The sequence below is a fragment of the Blautia sp. DFI.1.216 genome (assembly GCF_020594215.1).
GTDB classification, from domain to species: domain Bacteria; phylum Bacillota; class Clostridia; order Lachnospirales; family Lachnospiraceae; genus Blautia_A; species Blautia_A wexlerae.
Map to the genome: position 1 here is coordinate 1 of NZ_JAJDML010000019.1, position 18,804 is coordinate 18,804.

Annotated in this window: 15 protein-coding genes and 1 riboswitch; of the genes, 14 read left to right on the forward strand and 1 reads right to left on the reverse strand. The window is 40.4% G+C overall.

The window, feature by feature from the left end; translation table 11 throughout:
- Window positions 1-144 precede the first annotated feature (144 nt).
- Window positions 145-189: riboswitch (PreQ1 riboswitch) on the forward strand.
- Between the two features lie 112 nt (window positions 190-301).
- From LJE11_RS09080 to LJE11_RS09110, 7 genes are all read left to right on the forward strand, one after another.
- Window positions 302-1,291: a nucleoside hydrolase gene (locus tag LJE11_RS09080; RefSeq protein ID WP_008706070.1), complete on the forward strand. Its 990-nt coding sequence runs from the start codon at window positions 302-304 to the stop codon at window positions 1,289-1,291.
- Window positions 1,288-1,845, forward strand: a complete 558-nt coding sequence (locus LJE11_RS09085) for an ECF transporter S component (RefSeq protein WP_008706068.1) — start codon at window positions 1,288-1,290, stop codon at window positions 1,843-1,845. The genes LJE11_RS09080 and LJE11_RS09085 overlap by 4 nt, the downstream gene beginning before the upstream one ends.
- Window positions 1,845-2,495: an SDR family NAD(P)-dependent oxidoreductase gene (locus LJE11_RS09090; RefSeq protein WP_008706066.1), complete on the forward strand. Its 651-nt coding sequence runs from the start codon at window positions 1,845-1,847 to the stop codon at window positions 2,493-2,495. Before LJE11_RS09085 ends, LJE11_RS09090 begins: the two co-directional genes overlap by 1 nt.
- Before the next feature lie 124 nt (window positions 2,496-2,619).
- Window positions 2,620-3,978 (forward strand): M20 family metallopeptidase, encoded by a 1,359-nt coding sequence (locus tag LJE11_RS09095; protein WP_008706063.1) that lies wholly within the window; start codon window positions 2,620-2,622, stop codon window positions 3,976-3,978.
- A gap of 39 nt (window positions 3,979-4,017) precedes the next feature.
- Window positions 4,018-4,572: an alpha/beta hydrolase gene (locus LJE11_RS09100; RefSeq protein WP_008706061.1), complete on the forward strand. Its 555-nt coding sequence runs from the start codon at window positions 4,018-4,020 to the stop codon at window positions 4,570-4,572.
- Window positions 4,573-4,728: 156 nt separating this feature from the next.
- Window positions 4,729-5,352, forward strand: coding sequence for a helix-turn-helix domain-containing protein (locus LJE11_RS09105; RefSeq protein ID WP_008706060.1), 624 nt, complete (start codon window positions 4,729-4,731; stop codon window positions 5,350-5,352).
- Window positions 5,353-5,358: 6 nt separating this feature from the next.
- On the forward strand, window positions 5,359-6,180 hold the full coding sequence (locus tag LJE11_RS09110) for a hypothetical protein (RefSeq protein ID WP_008706058.1): 822 nt from the start codon (window positions 5,359-5,361) through the stop codon (window positions 6,178-6,180).
- Between the two features lie 106 nt (window positions 6,181-6,286).
- On the opposite strand, the gene LJE11_RS09115 is transcribed toward LJE11_RS09110, so the two are convergent.
- Window positions 6,287-6,460 carry a hypothetical protein gene (locus LJE11_RS09115; RefSeq protein WP_008706056.1) on the reverse strand — a complete coding sequence of 58 codons (174 nt, stop codon included), beginning with the start codon at window positions 6,458-6,460 and terminating at the stop codon, window positions 6,287-6,289.
- 197 nt (window positions 6,461-6,657) lie between these two features.
- On the opposite strand from LJE11_RS09115, the gene LJE11_RS09120 reads away from it, so the two are divergent.
- The 7 genes from LJE11_RS09120 (at window position 6,658) to LJE11_RS09150 (ending at window position 18,758) form a co-directional block, all read left to right on the forward strand.
- Complete coding sequence (locus LJE11_RS09120; protein ID WP_020993478.1) at window positions 6,658-6,873, forward strand: hypothetical protein; 216 nt, start codon at window positions 6,658-6,660, stop codon at window positions 6,871-6,873.
- The gene (locus LJE11_RS09125; RefSeq protein ID WP_008706053.1) at window positions 6,873-7,772 is read left to right on the forward strand and encodes a hypothetical protein; all 900 of its coding nucleotides are present in this window, start codon (window positions 6,873-6,875) and stop codon (window positions 7,770-7,772) included. Before LJE11_RS09120 ends, LJE11_RS09125 begins: the two co-directional genes overlap by 1 nt.
- A gap of 238 nt (window positions 7,773-8,010) precedes the next feature.
- Complete coding sequence (locus tag LJE11_RS09130; RefSeq protein WP_144137267.1) at window positions 8,011-10,830, forward strand: endo-beta-N-acetylglucosaminidase; 2,820 nt, start codon at window positions 8,011-8,013, stop codon at window positions 10,828-10,830.
- A gap of 50 nt (window positions 10,831-10,880) precedes the next feature.
- Complete coding sequence (locus LJE11_RS09135; RefSeq protein WP_008706048.1) at window positions 10,881-12,176, forward strand: glycoside hydrolase family 125 protein; 1,296 nt, start codon at window positions 10,881-10,883, stop codon at window positions 12,174-12,176.
- A 105-nt stretch (window positions 12,177-12,281) separates the two neighbouring features.
- Window positions 12,282-15,401, forward strand: coding sequence for an alpha-mannosidase (locus tag LJE11_RS09140; RefSeq protein ID WP_008706046.1), 3,120 nt, complete (start codon window positions 12,282-12,284; stop codon window positions 15,399-15,401).
- Between the two features lie 272 nt (window positions 15,402-15,673).
- Window positions 15,674-17,263 carry a sensor histidine kinase gene (locus LJE11_RS09145; RefSeq protein WP_165858255.1) on the forward strand — a complete coding sequence of 530 codons (1,590 nt, stop codon included), beginning with the start codon at window positions 15,674-15,676 and terminating at the stop codon, window positions 17,261-17,263.
- Entirely contained in the window at window positions 17,241-18,758 is a 1,518-nt protein-coding gene (locus tag LJE11_RS09150) for a response regulator transcription factor (RefSeq protein WP_020993476.1), read from the forward strand. The genes LJE11_RS09145 and LJE11_RS09150 overlap by 23 nt, the downstream gene beginning before the upstream one ends.
- Window positions 18,759-18,804: the final 46 nt, after the last annotated feature.

Consider the following 18,804-nt stretch of genomic DNA (forward strand, 5'->3'; position numbering starts at 1 on the left):
AGCAGGAAGCCCCCACTTCAAAATCTGTAAGATTTAAGTGGCGGGAGCATGTCACGAGATTTCTGCTCTTAGAATATGCTGCAAATCTCAAATGGTGTATGCGCTAACTGTTGTCATGCATAAAAATATGTGTTAAAATAACCACCGAAACTGGTTCGAAACCCTCCCAGTATAAAAAACTAGGCAAAGTAAAAAATATTGCGGTCGCTTATGAGTTATCATAAGCGGTCTGTTTGCTGATGCTTTTGTTTATTGAGGGATAAACAAAAGTATTTTTTTTGCTTTGACAGAAAGGAATTAAATGAAAAAAAGAAAAGTAATTATTGATTGTGATCCGGGGATTGATGACAGTCTTGCGATTATGCTTGCACTGAAATCACCGGAGATCGAAGTGATCGGAATCACCATTGTGTGCGGAAATTCACCGGTGGAGATGGGATTTGGAAATGCAAAGAAAATCCTGAAGCAGATGAATCGTCTGGACGTTCCCGTGTACATTGGGGAAAGCACTCCCTTAAGGCGGGATTACGTGAATGCTCTGGATACTCACGGAGAAGACGGGCTTGGCGAAAGCTTTCTGCCGGAAGTAATCGGTTATCAGCAGCAGATCAGTGCTGTGGATTTTCTTGCTGATGTGCTGAAAAAAGAGAAAGTATCCATAATCGAACTGGCACCTATGACCAATCTTGCCAGACTGATCCAGAAGGATAAAGAAGCATTTTCCTGTATTGAGGAGATTGTTTCCATGGGCGGCAGCTTTAAAAGTCATGGAAACTGTTCACCTGTTGCAGAATACAATTACTGGTGTGACCCGGACGGCGCTTCTCTGGTATATGAGACACTCCATCAGAATGGCCAGAAAATCCATATGGTGGGGCTGGATGTGACGAGAAAGATTGTGCTCACGCCTGATCTGCTGGAGTATATGTGCCGTCTGAACAAGGAAACAGGGGAATTTGTAAAGAAGATTACGAAATTCTATTTTGATTTCCACTGGGAATGGGAGCATATCATTGGCTGTGTGATCAATGATCCCCTGGCAGTGGCATATTTTATCAATCCGGAACTCTGCAAAGGCTTTGATTCCTATGTACAGATTGAAACAGAGGGGATTTCTCTTGGGCAGTCTGTTGTGGACTCTATGAATTTCTATCGGAAAGCATCGAATGCGAGGGTGCTGACTGAGGTAGATGTGTATGGATTCTTTCAGATGTTTCTTTCAAGGATCCTTGATCAGGAACCGGAAAAACTGGATATTTTACAAGATTTAATACGAGGAGATTTAAAATGAAAACTGAAAAAATAAGTGTACAGAAAATCTGTATGATTGCTTTTGCTATCTGCATTAATTTTGTGGGAGGACAGATTGCTTTATTTCTGAAACTTCCTATTTATCTGGACAGTATCGGAACTGTATTTGTGGCTGCTGTCCTGGGACCCTTTTATGGAATGCTGCCCAATCTGCTCAGCGGCCTGCTGATGGGAATGACTGTAGATATTTATTCCCTGTATTATGCTCCGGTAGGAATTCTTCTTGGTTTTGTGACAGGTCTTGTGTACAGAAAATTCCAGCCGAAAAAGTGGCAGATATTTCCGGCTGCTCTTGTGATCACACTTCCATCTACCATAATCAGTTCCTGTATTACGGCATTTTTATTTGGAGGAATCACTTCTTCCGGATCCACTGTTCTTGTACAGCTTCTGGCAAAAACACCTCTGGGAATGGTAGGAAGCTGTTTTGTAGTTCAGTTTATCACAGATTACATTGACAGGGTTCTGTGTATTGCAGTAGCAGCAGTTCTTATTACAGCATTGCGTAAAAGTATGAAGGAGAATTTTGCCTGATGAAAGTCCTGATTACAGGCACAGCATCTGGGATCGGGAAAGGCTGTGCAGAATTTTTCCTGAAAGAAAATCATGAAGTCTATGGATTTGATAAAAATATATCCTCGATCCAACATCCGAAATATACTCATTTCTGTCTGGATATCAGAGACAAAAGCTCTTATCCGGAAATCGGACAGGTAGATATTCTGATCAATAATGCAGGGGTTCAGAATGGTGATGATATTGATGTAAATCTGAAAGGAACTATTTCTGTTACAGAACATTACGGCATTCATCCCAATATTTATTCCATTATTATGATTGGATCAGCAAGCGGGCATACAGGTTCTGAATTTCCGGAGTATGCAGCAAGTAAAGGAGGAGTCCTTGCCTATACGAAAAACGTGGCCATGAGGATAGCTCCTTATCAGGCGACATGCAACAGTCTGGATTTCGGTGGGGTTATGACTGAACTGAACCGGCCGGTGATGGAGGATGAAAAGCTCTGGGATCAGATCATGGAACTCACACCTCTGAAACGATGGATGTCTGTGGAAGAGGCAGCAGAGTGGATTTACTTTATGGCGGTAAAAAACCGCTTCTGTACAGGCCAGAACATTCTAATTGACGGTCTGGAGGCCGGAAACTGCAATTTTATCTGGCCATAGAGTGGGTCTGAAAAATCATTCCTGCAATCTGCTGTTATTTTGTGCCCGAATATGATAAAATGAGAAAATAGTGATAAAGATATTTCAAAGATAGAGAAAGTATTTAACAGGAGGCACAAAAATTATGGATATCAAAGAACAGATTCATGGATTAACAGAGGAGATGCTTACCAATTTGGGAAGGCTGGTTGCCATTGATTCTCAGCTTGGCACTCCCGCAGAGGGGAAACCTTTTGGAGAAGGACCTGCCAAAGCACTGGAAGAAGGTCTTAAGATTGCACAGGAGCTTGGATTTAAGACAGTCAATCTGGACAATTACTGTGGTTATGCAGAGATGGGTGAGGGTGATGAGATTGTTGGTATTGCCGGACATCTGGATATTGTACCTGTAGGCGGCGACTGGAGTTATGATCCTTTTAAACTGACACGCGAGGGTGATTATGTTTACGGTCGTGGAACAACAGATGACAAGGGACCTGTTCTGGAAGCTCTTTATGCAATGAAGCTTCTCCGCGATTCAGGTGTGAAGCTGAATAAGAGAGTACGTCTCATTATGGGATGTAACGAGGAAACAGGTTCCAAATGTATGGAACATTATAATGAAGTGGCAGAAGAATTATCCTGTGGCTTTACCCCGGATGCCAGCTTCCCGTGTATCCATGGGGAAAAGGGACTTCTGCAGATGATGGCTTATTCCAAGAACACGAAAATCATCTCTGCAGATGGTGGTTTTGTTTTTAACGCAGTGTGTGATTCCTCCACAATAGTTGTTCCTGCCGAAGAGGGACTGAAGGAGAGACTGGAAGCTGTACTTGCAGAGACAAAGCTTCAGGAATATAAGGTAACAGAGGAAAATGGACAGATCAGTATTTATGCAAAGGGAGTTCCGGCACATGCCAGTACTCCGACTCTTGGTGTCAATGCAATAGGTGTTACTTTTGAATGTCTCGAGAAAGCAGGATTTAAGGACGATTTTGTGGAATTCTATAATACACATATCGGCACATCCTGCGATGGTGAAGGCATTGGACTGAAATTTGCAGATGAGTATGGCGAACTTACTCTTTGCAACGGTATGATCAAAACAGAGAATGATGTGATCTCCTGTACAATTGATATCAGAGTACCTGTAACACTGAAATCAGATGAAGTCCGCAGGATGTGTGAGAGCAGACTTGATGATGAGAATGGACGTATAGAGATCCTGGGAATTGGTGATGCCTTATTCTTCCCAAGAGAATCTCCGCTGGTAAATGCTTTATACAAAGCTTACACAGATGTAACAGGCGATACAGAGAACAAGCCGATGGTGATCGGTGGCGGCACTTATGCAAAATCTCTTAAAAATATCATTGCATTTGGACCTGAGAAGCCGGGAATTGATTATCGTATCCACAGTGCAGATGAATTTATTCTCGTATCCGGTATGGAAGAGGCAGTTCTGGTTTATATGGAAGCAATCAAGAATCTTCTGGCAATCTGATGAAAAATGATAGAGCAGTTATTAAATGGAGAGCAGAACATGAAGGCAGCAGTATTTTTCCCTGGTATCGGGTATCATTGTGACAAGCCGCTTTTATATTATTCACGAAAGCTGGCGCAGGAATGTGGCTATGAAGAAACAATTGCATTAAGCTATACTTATGATGGCGGAAATATCCGGGGAAATGAAGAAAAAATGCAGCAGGCATTCGAAAGCCTTTATGAACAGGCAGAGAAAAGTCTTTCTGCCATTGACTTTGACAAATATGATGAAATATTATTTGTCGCAAAAAGCGTAGGCACGATCATAGCATCCGCATATGCAGAGAAACACAGCATCAGATGCCGGCAGATACTATACACACCATTGAAATACACCTACAATTTTGCTCACAGAGAAGCCATTGCCTTTATCGGAACTTCAGATCCATGGAGTATTGTTTCTGAAATACAGGCTCTTTCCAAGAAACAGCAGGTGCCAATGTATATTTATGAAAACGCAAACCATTCACTGGAAACAACAGATACACTGGAAAACCTGAAAATTCTCCAGGATGTTATGGGGAAAACCAAGGGATTTTTGGAGCGGAAATAAGAAAAAGCATATAATCATATTGAGTAGATGCGTGCAGAGAAGTGTCAAGAAATTATTTCTTGACACTTCTTTTTGCTCCATGCTATACTCGATTACACAAACTGTTCTGTGTGAAAGTGGTTTCCATAATGTCTCTTTGAAGGTGGTGATATTAATATGAATTTTAAAGACCAGATACAGCAGATTTTTGGAACAACAGATATTCATGAACTGAAGCAGATATCCAGAGATGCCGACAATTACAGATGCTTGAATGCTGATATGAATAACAGCATTATTTCTGAAAAGAAAAAAAATACCGGAAGGAAAAATTCGTTTACAGAAGAACAGCTGGCACATATTTTGGCACTGCAGGACCGGGGAGAAAAAATTACAGATATTGCCAGACAGTATCATGTTTCTCGCCAGACGATTTACAGTCAGATAAAGCGAGCCTATAATTTTTCTGATGATCCGGATGTGAAAATGCGTATGAATTTCATGAATCATGATGATCTGTGTACAACGATAGATATTGATTTCAGGCATGAAAAAATTAAGATTAAAAACTATACAGATCAGATTATTTTCCGGGCATTTGGAGTTGTAACTGATCCGGATTGGGCTGATTTTGAATATTTTCTGGAAGAACGCTGTTTTCCTAGAACACGCGATCACAGGAAAGATATTCTGAGAGAGATGGGGCTTCCATTTTATGATCCGTTATTAATTATTGAAAAAACACAGGGGCGCATGTCAGATGATCATCAATGGATTATGATTCTAAAAAAGGAGGGCTGATCAAAAATGGAAATTCGCAATTTTGATGCATATTCTCCCTTGCATAAGAGCGGTCATACTTCCAAGGGAGATCAGCTCAAATGGAAAATTGATGACAGGTGGTATAAGGCTGATTATATGGGATATGAAGGTTTATCTCAAGTTCTTGTATCTGACCTTTTGCAGAAGAGTACCTGTCCTTTTCCTTTTGTTGAGTATGATGCAGCTGTAATTGAGTATAATGGGAAAATATTTCAGGGCTGTTCCAGTTTGGATTTTCTGAAAGCAAATCAGGTTCTGATTCCGCTGGAAAAATTGTATCGTCGATATACAGGTGAAAGTCTGGCAGTAAAGCTCTCAGATTTTGCGGATGTTTCAGAACGCATTCAGTACCTGGTAACTCAGGTGGAAGAAATTACTAAAATAGATAATTTTGGAGCGTATCTGACTGCAATGCTGGAAATAGATGCGTTTTTCATGAATGAGGACAGACATACCAACAATATTGCGGTCATTTATAATGAAAAAACACAGAAATATGAACTGAGTCCTTTTTTTGATCAGGGACTTTGTATGTTTGCCGACATAAATCAGGATTATCCTATTGATCAGTCATTGGAATATTGTCTGGAAAAAATTGAGGCGAAGCCATTTAGCTCTGATTTCGACATACAGTTGGATGCAGCAGAAGAACTGTATGGCGTTCAGATTGGTTTTCAATTTACATTCAAAGATATTCAGATATACTTACAGAAGAATTCGGAAAATTATCCCAGGGAAGTAATAAGACGCGTGGAGCAGCTGTTAAGAGGGCAGATGCGTAAGTATGGGTATCTGATGAAAAAATGATATTACAGAGAGAAAGTAAAGTTACAGGCAGGTAAAGGATAAAAAAGTCATTTACCTGCCTTTGCTGATAAATTTTTGTAACGGCTGTGAGTCGGAGACTGTCAAATCAGTCAATGATACTATACTGCATCATTTCATAATGTAATCTGCATCCTTCTGTGATGTCAAAGGGCAGAAGTGCCCGTGCTACGAGCTTCAGTTCTTCTTCAGGCAGATCTGTTCTGCGAAGATGTGCATAGTCGCCGTCAATAGATTCTACAATATAATCACAAACTAACATAAAAATCCTCCATTTTACATTTGGTGTAACACAATGATCATATGATGTTAGGGTCAAAAGGCATTTTGCCCCTAACTTGATATCTATAGAATACCACAGAGAAAACAGATATCACAAGTGTCTTCGAACCATATAGACATAAAAAGAGGGCAGTGTTATAATTTTTCCTAAAGAAAATGCATATGGGAGGTATCGCAATGTCTAAAGTTGTAAAGCTTTCATCCGTAATGGAACGGGAAGAAAAATTAAAGGAAATCTATGAAGGTCTGGAAGAAATAAAAGATCAGCTGACAGCACTGATTGATGAATATGAAGAAGAGGAATCACATACAGGAAAGGCAGAGGAACTGATCGAAGCTCTGGATGCTCTTGAAGATGCTTCGGAAACCATAGAGGATGTGCTGGAAGATTAATGAGGGAGAAAGCATATTTTCACCTGCCCGGGCTGTTTGAGTTTTATGAGCTGTACCGGATGTTCCTGCCTTTATTCCGGGAACACAGGGAATATTTTTATGACTGGTGTGAAATAGGTTCCATATATGGTGCTCCGGCAGACTGTATCTGGGGTGGAGGCAGGGCTGGCTTCGGAGAGAATGACCCGGAGGAGGTTCTTGAACTGATGCAGGAATATGGGATTTCTGACCGATTGACTTTCAGCAATTCCCTGCTTCGCCAGGAGCACCTTTCAGACAGAAAATGCAATGCACTGTGCCGGTTGCTTGAGAGATACAGAAAACCGCAAAACGGCGTGATCATTTATTCAGAACTGCTTTTGGAATATCTTAAGGAGCAGTATCCGGGGCTCTATTTCGTTTCCTCCACTACCAAGGTTCTGACAGATTTTACACAGTTTGAAGAAGAAATCCGGAGAAAAGATTTCCGTTATGTTGTGCCGGATTTCCGGCTAAACAAGGCTTTTGATAAGTTAAATACATTGTCTCAGGCTGAGAAGGACAAGGTAGAATTTCTCTGCAATGAATGCTGTTGGTTTGGCTGCAGGGACAGAAAAGCTTGCTATGAAACGGTCAGCCGCAAGAATCTGGGTGAAAACTGTCCGGAGCATCACTGCAAGGCACCGGAAGGAGAGAGAGGCTATCTTTTTTCAAAAGCTATGGAGAATCCGGGGTTTATTGGAATCAATGATATCCGGGATATCTATCTGCCAATGGGATTTTCAAATTTTAAAATCGAAGGCAGAGGACTCGGCAGTGCCCTGATACTGGAATTTCTGCTCTATTACATGACCAGACCGGAATACCAGATACATGTCAGAGAAAAAATCTATCTGGACAGTATGCTGGATCTGTTTTGAGAGAATTTGAAGATGATTTTCTTAGCAGTTAAAAAATATGTTGGATAATTAAAAAAATAGATGAAATGGGGATTAGGGCGATTGAATAGTTATTCAATAGGAAAAAGGAAAGTATCTGCCTGATTGAACTGACGGAATATAAAATTTGTACAGAAATTCTAGTATCTTTACACTGTTTTTCTTAATGAACTTTCCAGTATACTATTTATTAATAAAATAGTATTGGGGAGGAAAAAGAATGCGAAGAAAAGAATTTTTAAGGAGAGCTTCTGCAATCAGTGTAGCAGCGCTGCTTACCATGAATCTTTGTGCCTGCCAAAAAGAGGAGGCTGTGATTTCTGAGGAAGAAAAGGCCAGTAACTATCAGGTTACGGAAGAAAATGAGAATAAGGAACTGGTAATGAACCGACAGCCGGAGTCCTCTTATTGGTTTCCGGAGGAGTTGCTGGAATGGAATCCGGAAGAAGATCAGGATTTGATTTACAATATCAGTAAGATACCATTGGCAAAGAGGGTGGATCATGAATATCTTACTCCGGTAAATGAAACGCAGAATAAAGATACAAGAGTAATGGCGATTTCGATCATGAATTCCAGCACCAGTGGTAATGCCCCTCATGGATTGAATTCTGCAAATTGCAATGTTTTTACATACTGGCAATATGTGGATGAACTTGTATATTGGGGCGGTTCATCAGGAGAGGGATTGATTGTTCCTCCAAGTCCGGATGTAACAGATTTAGGACATAAAAATGGTGTACCGGTAATAGGAACTGTATTTTTTCCACAAGGTGTAGCTGGTGGAAAAATGGAATGGCTGGATACGTTCCTGAGTCAGGAGAAGGACGGAAGCTTCCCACTGGCAGATAAGTTGATTGAGGTTGCAGAGATCTACGGGTTTGACGGCTGGTTTATTAATCAGGAGACAGAGGGAACAGAGGAGCAGCCTTTAACGAAGGACTATGCGGATCAAATGCAGGCGTTTATCAAATACTTCAAGGAAAAGGCACCGGAGCTTCGGGTGATTTATTATGATTCCATGACCGCCGATGGTGAAATGGACTGGCAGAATGCACTTACTGATCAGAATGAGATGTTCTTGCAGGATGAAGACGGAAATGCTGTTGCCGATGAGATGTTTTTAAATTTCTGGTGGACAGAAGAAGAACTGGCGGATCAGAAACTTCTGGAACAATCTGCTGAAAAGGCGGAAACTATGGGAATTGATCCTTATCAAGTTTATGCGGGAATAGATATCCAGGCAAATGGCTATAATACTCCGATTCGTTGGGATTTATTTGAGTCCGGTGAAAACAGTACACACACTTCTCTTGGAATTTACTGTCCGAGTTGGGCCTATGCATCGGCGTCTACATTAGATGAATTCCATCAGAAAGAAAATACAATCTGGGTAAACAGTAAAGCTGATCCGTCAGAAAAAATGGAATATTCCAAAGCAGAGCAATGGCGTGGAGTTTCTGCATTTGCCATAGAAAAATCTGTATTGACTTCTGTTCCTTTTGTTACGAATTTTAATACAGGAAGCGGATATAGTTTCTTTAAGGAAGGAGAACAGATTTCTAAGCTCGATTGGAATAACAGAAGCATTGGAGATGTTCTGCCCACTTATCGTTGGATGATTGACGATGGGGAAGGAAATGCGCTCACAGCAGCTTTTGATGTAGGAAATGCATGGTATGGTGGTAATTCTCTGAAACTTTATGGAAATATGGAAGAAGGAAGATCTTCTATAATTCATCTTTACAGCGCAGACTTACCGGTAGAAGAAACTACATACTTCTCTACCACTGTAATGGCTAACACAGAGACGGAACTGAATGCAATATTATTATTTGATGATGGAAGCCAGGAGACAATTAAAGGAGATCATAAGGTAGGTGACCAGTGGACTGCTGTTAATTTCGATATTTCCAAATATTCGGGGAAAAATATAAGAGCGATTTCTTATGAATTGAAGCCAACAGAGCAGAGTACGTTCTATCAATTCAATTTTGGAAATATTACAATTGCTGATTCTGCAGAGGAAAAGATTGCCGAGATTACAAATCTTACAGTGGATGATGCAGAATTTGATGAGGATGGTATGTATGCAGGGGTACGTCTTTCCTGGGAAAGTGATTCAGAAACATCCAATTATGAGATTTACAGAATAAATCAGGATAATAGTAAGTCTCTTCTGGGGGTATCCAATACGGAATGTTTCTATATCAATACACTGCCCCGCACAGATGAAACAAATAAGTCTGAATTTAAAGTTGTACCTGTAAATAGATTCCTGAAAGAAGGAGAGGGTGTTTCTGTATCTATGGAATGGCCGGATAACAGTCTGCCCAAGGCTGGCCTGAAAGCTTCTCAGACACTGATAGGTCCTGGCAGCACAGTGAAGTTTTCAGCTGCCTGTTCACAGAATACAGAAGAAATCACATGGTCATTACCGGGATCCAGTTCAGAGAGCGCAGAAGGTGATTCTGTAAGCGTTACTTATGATAAAGAAGGTGTTTATGATGTTACAGTTATGGCAAAGAACTCATCTGGTGAAGATACCAAGACGGTAGAGGGACTTGTGTTTGTAACTTCAGAACTTGAAAAAGATGGCGAATTGTTGCTGCTGTCTCAGGATAAAGTAACAGAGGCAACTGCTTATGTAAATGAAAATGAAGCTCCTTCATTTGCAGTAGATGGAGACGTGACTAAAAAATGGTGTGCGACAGGAATGCCTCCTCATGAACTGATCATTGATCTGGGAGAAGAGGTAGCTGTCAGTCAGGTGGCAATAGCTCACGCTGAGGCTGGTGGTGAAAGTCCGGATATGAACACCAAAGCATATACAATCTCTGTAAGTACAGATGGAACCGAATATACATCTATTGTATCGGTTACAAAAAATACATTAGCAGATACTTTGGATACATTTGCACCGGTAAATGCGAGATATGTGAAACTGTCAGTTGTGAAACCTACACAGGGGTCGGATACAGCAGCACGTATCTATGAAGTGCAGATATATGGACTCGAAAAAACATTAGCGGCAGACTGATAATTGGCAGCAGGAGCAATTACTCCTGCTGTTTTTTAAGGAGGAATACTATGAAGCAAATAGAAAAAATACCGGAATCAATCAGAAACATTCTGGACAAGGTAAAGACATTTTTTCCCGAAAATCCCCAAATTTATGAGATATTTAAAAATTGTTATACCAATACATTAAATACAGCAGTACATTCAATGGAGAATGATACGGTTTATGTTGTAACAGGAGATATTCCTGCCATGTGGCTGAGAGATTCAGCAGCATCTCTTCGTCCTTATCTTATCCCAGCGAAGGAGGATAAAAATATTGCTGATATTCTGGTGGGAGTGGTGCATCGTCAGTTCCTGTATATCTGTATTGACCCCTATGCAAATGCATTTAATCAGAAACCTAATGGAAATTGCTGGGAGAAGGATGAGACAGAGATGAACGATTGGCTCTGGGAGCGGAAATACGAAGTGGACTCTCTTTGCTATCCCATTCAGTTGGCTTACTTGATCTGGAAAAATACGGGACGTACAGACCAGTTTGATCATACATTTGTAAATGGGGCATGGAAGATTCTTAATGTATTTCGCACGGAGCAGTACCATGAAGAAAAGTCTGCCTATCGGTTTATCCGCAGAAATACGTATTATACGGACACCCTGTCCAGAGACGGAAAGGGGACTCATGTTAAGTCCGGAATCGGTATGACCTGGTCAGGATTTCGGCCTAGTGATGACGCATGTACCTATGGTTATCTTGTTCCATCCAATATGTTTGCAGTGGTAGTATTGGGATATCTGGAAGAAATTGCCCGGTTGATTGTGGAATCTTCTGATTTGGCAAAAGCTGCAGCCGAGTTGAGAAAAGAGATTTATGATGGGATTGAAAATTTTGCCATCACCTGTAAGGAAGGATACGGAGAGGTCTATGCTTATGAGGTGGACGGCTATGGTCAGTTCAATCTGATGGATGATGCCAATGTTCCAAGTCTTCTTTCTATGGATTATTTGGGATATGAGGGAAAGAATCCTCAGGTGGCAGAGAACACAAGAAATCTGATTTTAAGCGAAGCCAATCCATTTTATTATAGAGGAGCCAAGGCAGAAGGAATCGGAAGTCCTCATACACCGGTAGAATATATCTGGCATATTGCCTTGTGCATGCAGGGATTAACAGCATCCACGAGGGAGGAAAAAAAGAAAATGATCGATCTTGCAGCATCTACAGATGGCGGGAAAATGCTGATGCATGAAGGTTTTTGTGTCAAGGATGATACGCAGTATACCAGAGAATGGTTCGCCTGGGCAAATGCCATGTTCAGTGAGCTTGTGATGGACTACTGTGGATACAAAATTGAAAGATAATGTGTAATTTGTACACCAAATGTAGAATTTTCCAAATTGAGACTAGGAACGTTACATAGTAAAATGTTTTTAAAACAATAGAGACATAGCCACAAGGAGGAAATTATGTTTTTAACCGATAGAAAATTGGAACGGCGAATTGCAGAATTGAAAGAACACAGATATAGAGATATTATAAATCTCAATGAATTTACAGTACAGGAAGATACTCAGGGAGTTGTGAATCCGGTACTGCCGGAAGTCTTTACAGGATGGGATACATTGCGTGTAGGGGATACATGGAAAGGACGTGATCTTTTTCTGTGGATGCATAGAGAGATTCAGGTACCGGCCGAGTGGAAAGGAAAGAAAATTGTAGGTGTTTTTGATTTTGGTAATACAGGTGCCGGTAATAATGCCGGATTTGAGTCCATGTTGTACCTGAATGGTAAGATGTATCAGGGCGTGGATGCCAATCACAAAGAAGTATTTTTCGATGATACATTTTGCGGTACAAATATGGATGTAACCTTTCGCCTTTGGTCCGGCCTGGAAGGCGGCGGGGTACCTACACCGCAGGAACATCGTATTGCCAGAGCAGATCTTGCCTGGCTGGATGAAGAAGTGGATGATTTTTACTATTTGGCTTCTATGGTCTGGGAAACCATTAAGGAACTGGATGAATTTAATCCGGTACAGCATGATCTTCGCAAGGCACTGGACACGGCCTGCCATTGTATTGACTGGGCATATCCGGGAAGTGATACCTTCTATGAGAGTGTCCATGAGGCAGATCATTTGTTGAACGAGTCGATTGACAGTATGGATAAAAAGTCATCTGTAAATATCCGCTGTGTAGGACATACACATATCGACGTGGCATGGCTCTGGCGCCTGAAACATACACGTGAGAAATGTTCCCGTTCTTTTACCACGGTTCTGCGTTTGATGGAACAATATCCGGAATATGTTTTTCTACAGACACAGCCGCAGTTATATGAATATATGAAAGAGGAGTTCCCGGATATTTATAAAAAAATAAAGGAACGTGTAGCGGAAGGCCGCTGGGAAGCAGACGGTGCTATGTGGGTGGAAGCGGACTGTAATCTTACCAGCGGAGAATCTCTTACAAGGCAGATTCTTCTTGGAAGCAAATTTATCAAGGATGAATTCGGTAAAGATGTAGAGTACCTGTGGCTTCCGGATGTGTTCGGATATTCCTGGGCACTTCCACAGATTCTGAAAAAAGCCGGGATTAATACTTTTATGACAACAAAGATCAGTTGGAATCAGTATAACCGTATGCCTCATGATACTTTCAAATGGAAAGGAATTGATGGCAGCGAGGTTCTGACACATTTTATTACTACACCAGAACCATGGAATGAACCGGGATCCTGGTTTTATACCTACAATGGAAAGCTGATTCCAAAGACTGTCAAAGGAACCTGGGATGCATACAGTGAAAAGCAGATGAACAAGGAGCTGTTGATTGCTTATGGATTTGGTGATGGCGGCGGCGGGGTCAACCGGGATATGCTGGAAAACAGACGTCGTATTGATAAGATACCGGGACTTCCGAACCTGAAAACTTCCACGGCAGCAGAATATTTCAGAGATTTGCAGGAAACTGTGAAAAATACAGACCAGTATGTGCATACATGGGATGGAGAACTGTATCTGGAGTACCATAGAGGAACCTATACAAGTCAGGCATATAATAAGCGTATGAATCGAAAAATGGAGCTTCTGTACCGCAATACAGAATGGCTGACGGTTATGAATGCTCTGAAAATGGGAGGGCTTACATATGCCAAACAGGAAGAACTGACAAAAGGCTGGAAACACATTTTGACAGATCAGTTCCATGATATTATTCCGGGCTCTTCTATTCATGAGGTATATGAAGATTCCAGAAAAGATTATGAATATATCCAGTCTGTGGCACAAAGTGTGCAGGAAGATGCTTTGTCCCATATTATCGAGGATAAAAAGGACTGCTATACGGTATTTAATGCCTCCGGATGGAAGAGAAGCGAAATTGTGACAGTTCCAAACGAGAGAGCAGGTATCTACCGGGATGAGCAGGGTAATGAGCTGGATGCACAGCAGGCGGGAACTGTTACCTATGTGGAAGTGAAAGATATTCCGGCGATGGGAACAGGAACCATTATCTTTGAAGAAAAGAAAGCAGAAGAAACTGAGGCCGAGTTTACCATTTGTGGAAAAAACATTGAAACTCCATATTACAGCATGTCCATGAACGGATACGGACAGATTACCCGTCTGTATGATAAAACATTTGCAAGAGATGTTCTGCCAAAAGGAGAGAGGGCAAATGTGTTCCAGATGTTTGAGGATAAGCCGCTGGACAATGATGCCTGGGATATTGATATTTTCTATCAGGAAAAGATGCGTGAAATCACAGACATGACCAAATTTGAGGTGATTGAATGTGGTCCGCTGCAGATGAAAATCCATATGGAATGGAACTATATGAATTCATTTATCGCACAGGATATGGTTCTCTACAGAAATACCAGAAGAATTGATTTTAGGACAACCGTGGATTATCATGAGCAGCATCAGCTTTTAAAGGTGGCATTTCCTGTGGATATTCGCTCTACTTTTGGAACATATGATGTGCAATATGGAAATGTAAGGCGCCCGAACCACTGGAATACAAGCTGGGATCAGGCAAGATTTGAGAGCGTGGCACACAGATGGGCCGATCTTTCTGAGAGAAACTATGGTGTCAGCTTATTGAATGACTGTAAGTATGGTCATGACATTAAGGATAATGTAATCCGCATGAGTCTGTTAAAGGCTGCCACCCATCCCGATCATCTGCAGGATCAGGGTATGCATGAGTTTACCTATGCATTACTTCCTCATGGCGGAGATTTTGTTGAAGGTCGTGTGGTACAGGAAGCTTATGCATTAAATGATCCGATGTTGGTAGTGCATGGTATCAGTGATCTGGGATATGAAAGTTTTGTGCGGTTTGATAATGATCAGATTGAACTGGATGCAGTGAAAAAATCAGAGGATGGAGACTATATTGTGATCCGATTCCATGAGTTTGCGGGTTCTGCACAGAATGTGACAGTATATCCGGGATTTCATTTTAAGTCTTGGGTAGAATGTGATTTGAGGGAACGTCCTGTGGGCAGTGTATCACAGGAAAAAGAAATACATCTTTCAATGCATGCTTATGAAATTAAGACTGTTTTGGTTCAATTATAAGGAAATCAGCACATCTGGATAAAGAAGAAGAGTCAGTAAGTTCTGGCTCTTCTTCTGGCATATTGGTAAAAGATTTGTTATACTTGACAATATAAAAATTCAAGCTGAAAATGTGGTGAAAAATGGAGAGAAAAGGTTCAAAACAATTGTATAATAAGCTTTTGTTTATATATACAGCAGTTATCGTCTGTGTTGTGTTGGCATTAATGTTTTATTTTTGGAATAGTACAAGAAACAGTTATCTTGAAAGAAACCAGGAATATTTACACAGAATGCATGAAGAAGCTGTAGAATATGTCAATGATTGCAGAGATATTTCAACATATTTGCATGAAGAGTTATATAAATCCAATATGGAAATGAATGACTTGCTTCATTATCTGACAGATGCTCCTGAAAAATATCAGGAATATCGTCTTGATACATATTCGCAGTATAAGTTGCTTGATTATAATGGTATTGAAGATTTTTCAGCAACGGCATTTGAGGCGTATCCATCATTGAAACGTCTGGCTTTTGTAAGTTACAGCAAGGGTGATCTGACCTCTTTTAATGGAAGCAAGAGTATTTACCGCAGAGAAGATGGAGATGTTGCCCTGGAACGGATTAAAAGCGGAAATCTGGCAGAGTCGGGTGAATTTTCTTTTCTGAAAGAGATTCGCGATCCATTAAACATGCAAAATGTTGGCGCTATGATAGTCACTTTTCATGCGAAAAGATTTGGAAACATTTTGACTGCCTATAATCTGCCAGAGCTGATTATTTATAACGAAAGCGGCACTTTAATCTATGCTTCATGCTCAGACTGCAAAGTTGAAGAGATAGAAAAGACTGAAGGAGCTGCAGAATTAGAAGAAAAGTTAAATGCATATATTCAGAGTACAAATCTAGAGAATTATCATATTATCAGTTACCTCAAAAAAGCAAAAGCAGCAGAAATACCTTTTTCAATCATGATAATGATTGCGGGGGTAGCAGTGGCTGTATTTTTGATCAGTGAATTTCTGGTGAACTATTATCTAAAGCGTGTATCTGCACGGTTAAACAGGATATTGGATGGTATGACGCAGGTTATGGGGGGAGATTTGACAGTTCGACTCGCTGCTGAAAAGAATGGAGATGAGCTGGATGTCATTGCATGTCATTTTAATGAAATGTGTGAAAAATTAGACCTGCATATACAGAAAAGCTATCTTGCAGAAATTGATCAGAAAAACGCAGAAATGTCGGCTCTTCAGAGTCAGATTAACCCGCATTTCCTGTATAATACACTGGAAGCGATTCGGATGAAAGCAATTTGTAACGGAGATTCAGAAGTAGGAAAAATGCTTTACAGTATGGCAGTCACATTTCGCAGCCAGCTGAAAGAGGCGGATATCATTACACTTGCCCAGGAACTACATTATTGTAAAAAATATCTGGAGCTTTTTGAATACCGCTATCCAAGCCAGTTTAAGTCCAGTGTAGACTGTCCGTTGGAGTATATGCAGATCCCGATTATTAAGTTTGTACTTCAGCCTATTATTGAAAATTACTTTATACATGGAATCAGAATGCGTGATAAAGATAATTTTATATGCATCAGGGTAGAAAAAACAGCAGATGACTATGAGATCATTATTGAAGACAATGGTCGTGGAATGTCGGAAAAAGACATCAGAGAAAAGAACAGACAGCTTACGGAAAATGTAATGGAAAAAAATAAATCTATTGGTATATCCAACGTAAACCGGCGAGTGAAAGCTGTATACGGTAATACATATGGTGTAAGTCTGGAGCAGGTTGAAACTGGCGGATTACGGGTTATTTTGAGATTTAAGCCGGAAGAGGATAATGAGAATGAGAAAAGTAATGATTGTTGAAGATGAAGAATTGATCCTGCAGGGTATTAAAAATATTGTTCATTGGAATGAACTGGAATTGCAATTGTTTCATATGGCACACAGCGGACAGGAAGCATTGGAAATGTGGAAAAAGGAGCCAGTTGATATTATTATTACGGATATAGAAATGCCAGAAATGAGTGGCCTGGAGCTCCTGAAAAAAATCCGCAGCGAAGAGGAACTTGTCAGGTTTATTATACTTACAGGGTATGACGATTTTGAATATGCCAGGGAGGCCATTCATCTGGATGTGGAGAATTATATATTAAAACCTATTAACGAGGAAGAGTTGGAGAAACAACTAAAAGAAGCAGCAGAGAAACTGGAAGAACTGGAGAAGAAAAAAATCAGGTATATAGATGAAAAAACAGAGTGGCTTCAGTTCCTTTCTGGTAAAATATCTGAGACGGGATATGAATATTACTGTGAGCGTTTTCAACTTTATACGGGAAGCGGTCACTTTGGGGCGGCAGTGATGAAATGGAGTACAGATAGTGTAAAAGAAAACAAAATTACAGATATGATTTTGTCACTTAAAAATACTGAAAAACAATTGCGTGTTGTTCATTTGCCACCGGACTGCCTGTTACTTTTGCTTGACGGATTTGGAAAATCTCAGGAGGTAAAGGAGTATTTCCAGATGATTCAGAATGAGATTGAAAGCCAGTTTGATATTGTAACGTATATTAGTATTGGACCTGTTTTTGATAACTACAGGAAACTCCCAGAATGTTACAGAGTGGCTATGAAGCTTCAGAAATATCTTCTGGTGGACGGTTTTGGCAGCTGTGTAGATGAAAAGCATATTCAGGACAGAAAAAGTGAAGACATAGTCATTGATCGTACACTGCTTCGTAAACTAATTTTGAAAAAAGAGAATGAAGGTGCCTTAGGTTACATAGAAGATCTATTCATTAATAATGTGAAAACAGGTGTTTCTCTTGAGTCCCTGTATCAAATGACCGTCCAGGTTGCGATGCTCCTGCAGGAGATTAAGAAAGAATATAAACTGGATAATTATGAAACTTTACATAATCTTCCGGATCTTCTGGAGACTATTTACAGGGCAGATGATATCTTTGGTATAAAAGCGTTGTTTATTTCTGAAATTAATGAAATTATACGATATTTGCATGAAGAGGATTCCCAGTATACTCCGGTTGTACGCCAGATTATGGATGAGGTTCAGAAAAATTACAAAGAGAATATGAATTTGAAGACACTGGCATATAAATATCATATGAATGCATCTTATCTGGGACAGATTTTTCAGAAGGAAGTAGGTTGTTCTTTTACACAATATTTAAGTAGCAAGAAAATCGAAATCGCAAAAGAACTTATCTTAAATACAAATATGAAAATAAGCGATATTGCAAAACAGGTAGGATATCCGGATACCAGTTATTTTTATAGAAAATTCAAGCTGCATTATGGAGTTGCGCCGGTATCTTTGCGAGAAATGAAGAAGTATTAGGGAGAGAAGTGACTGTCCGGCACGAAAGGCCGGGCAGTTTTTTTTA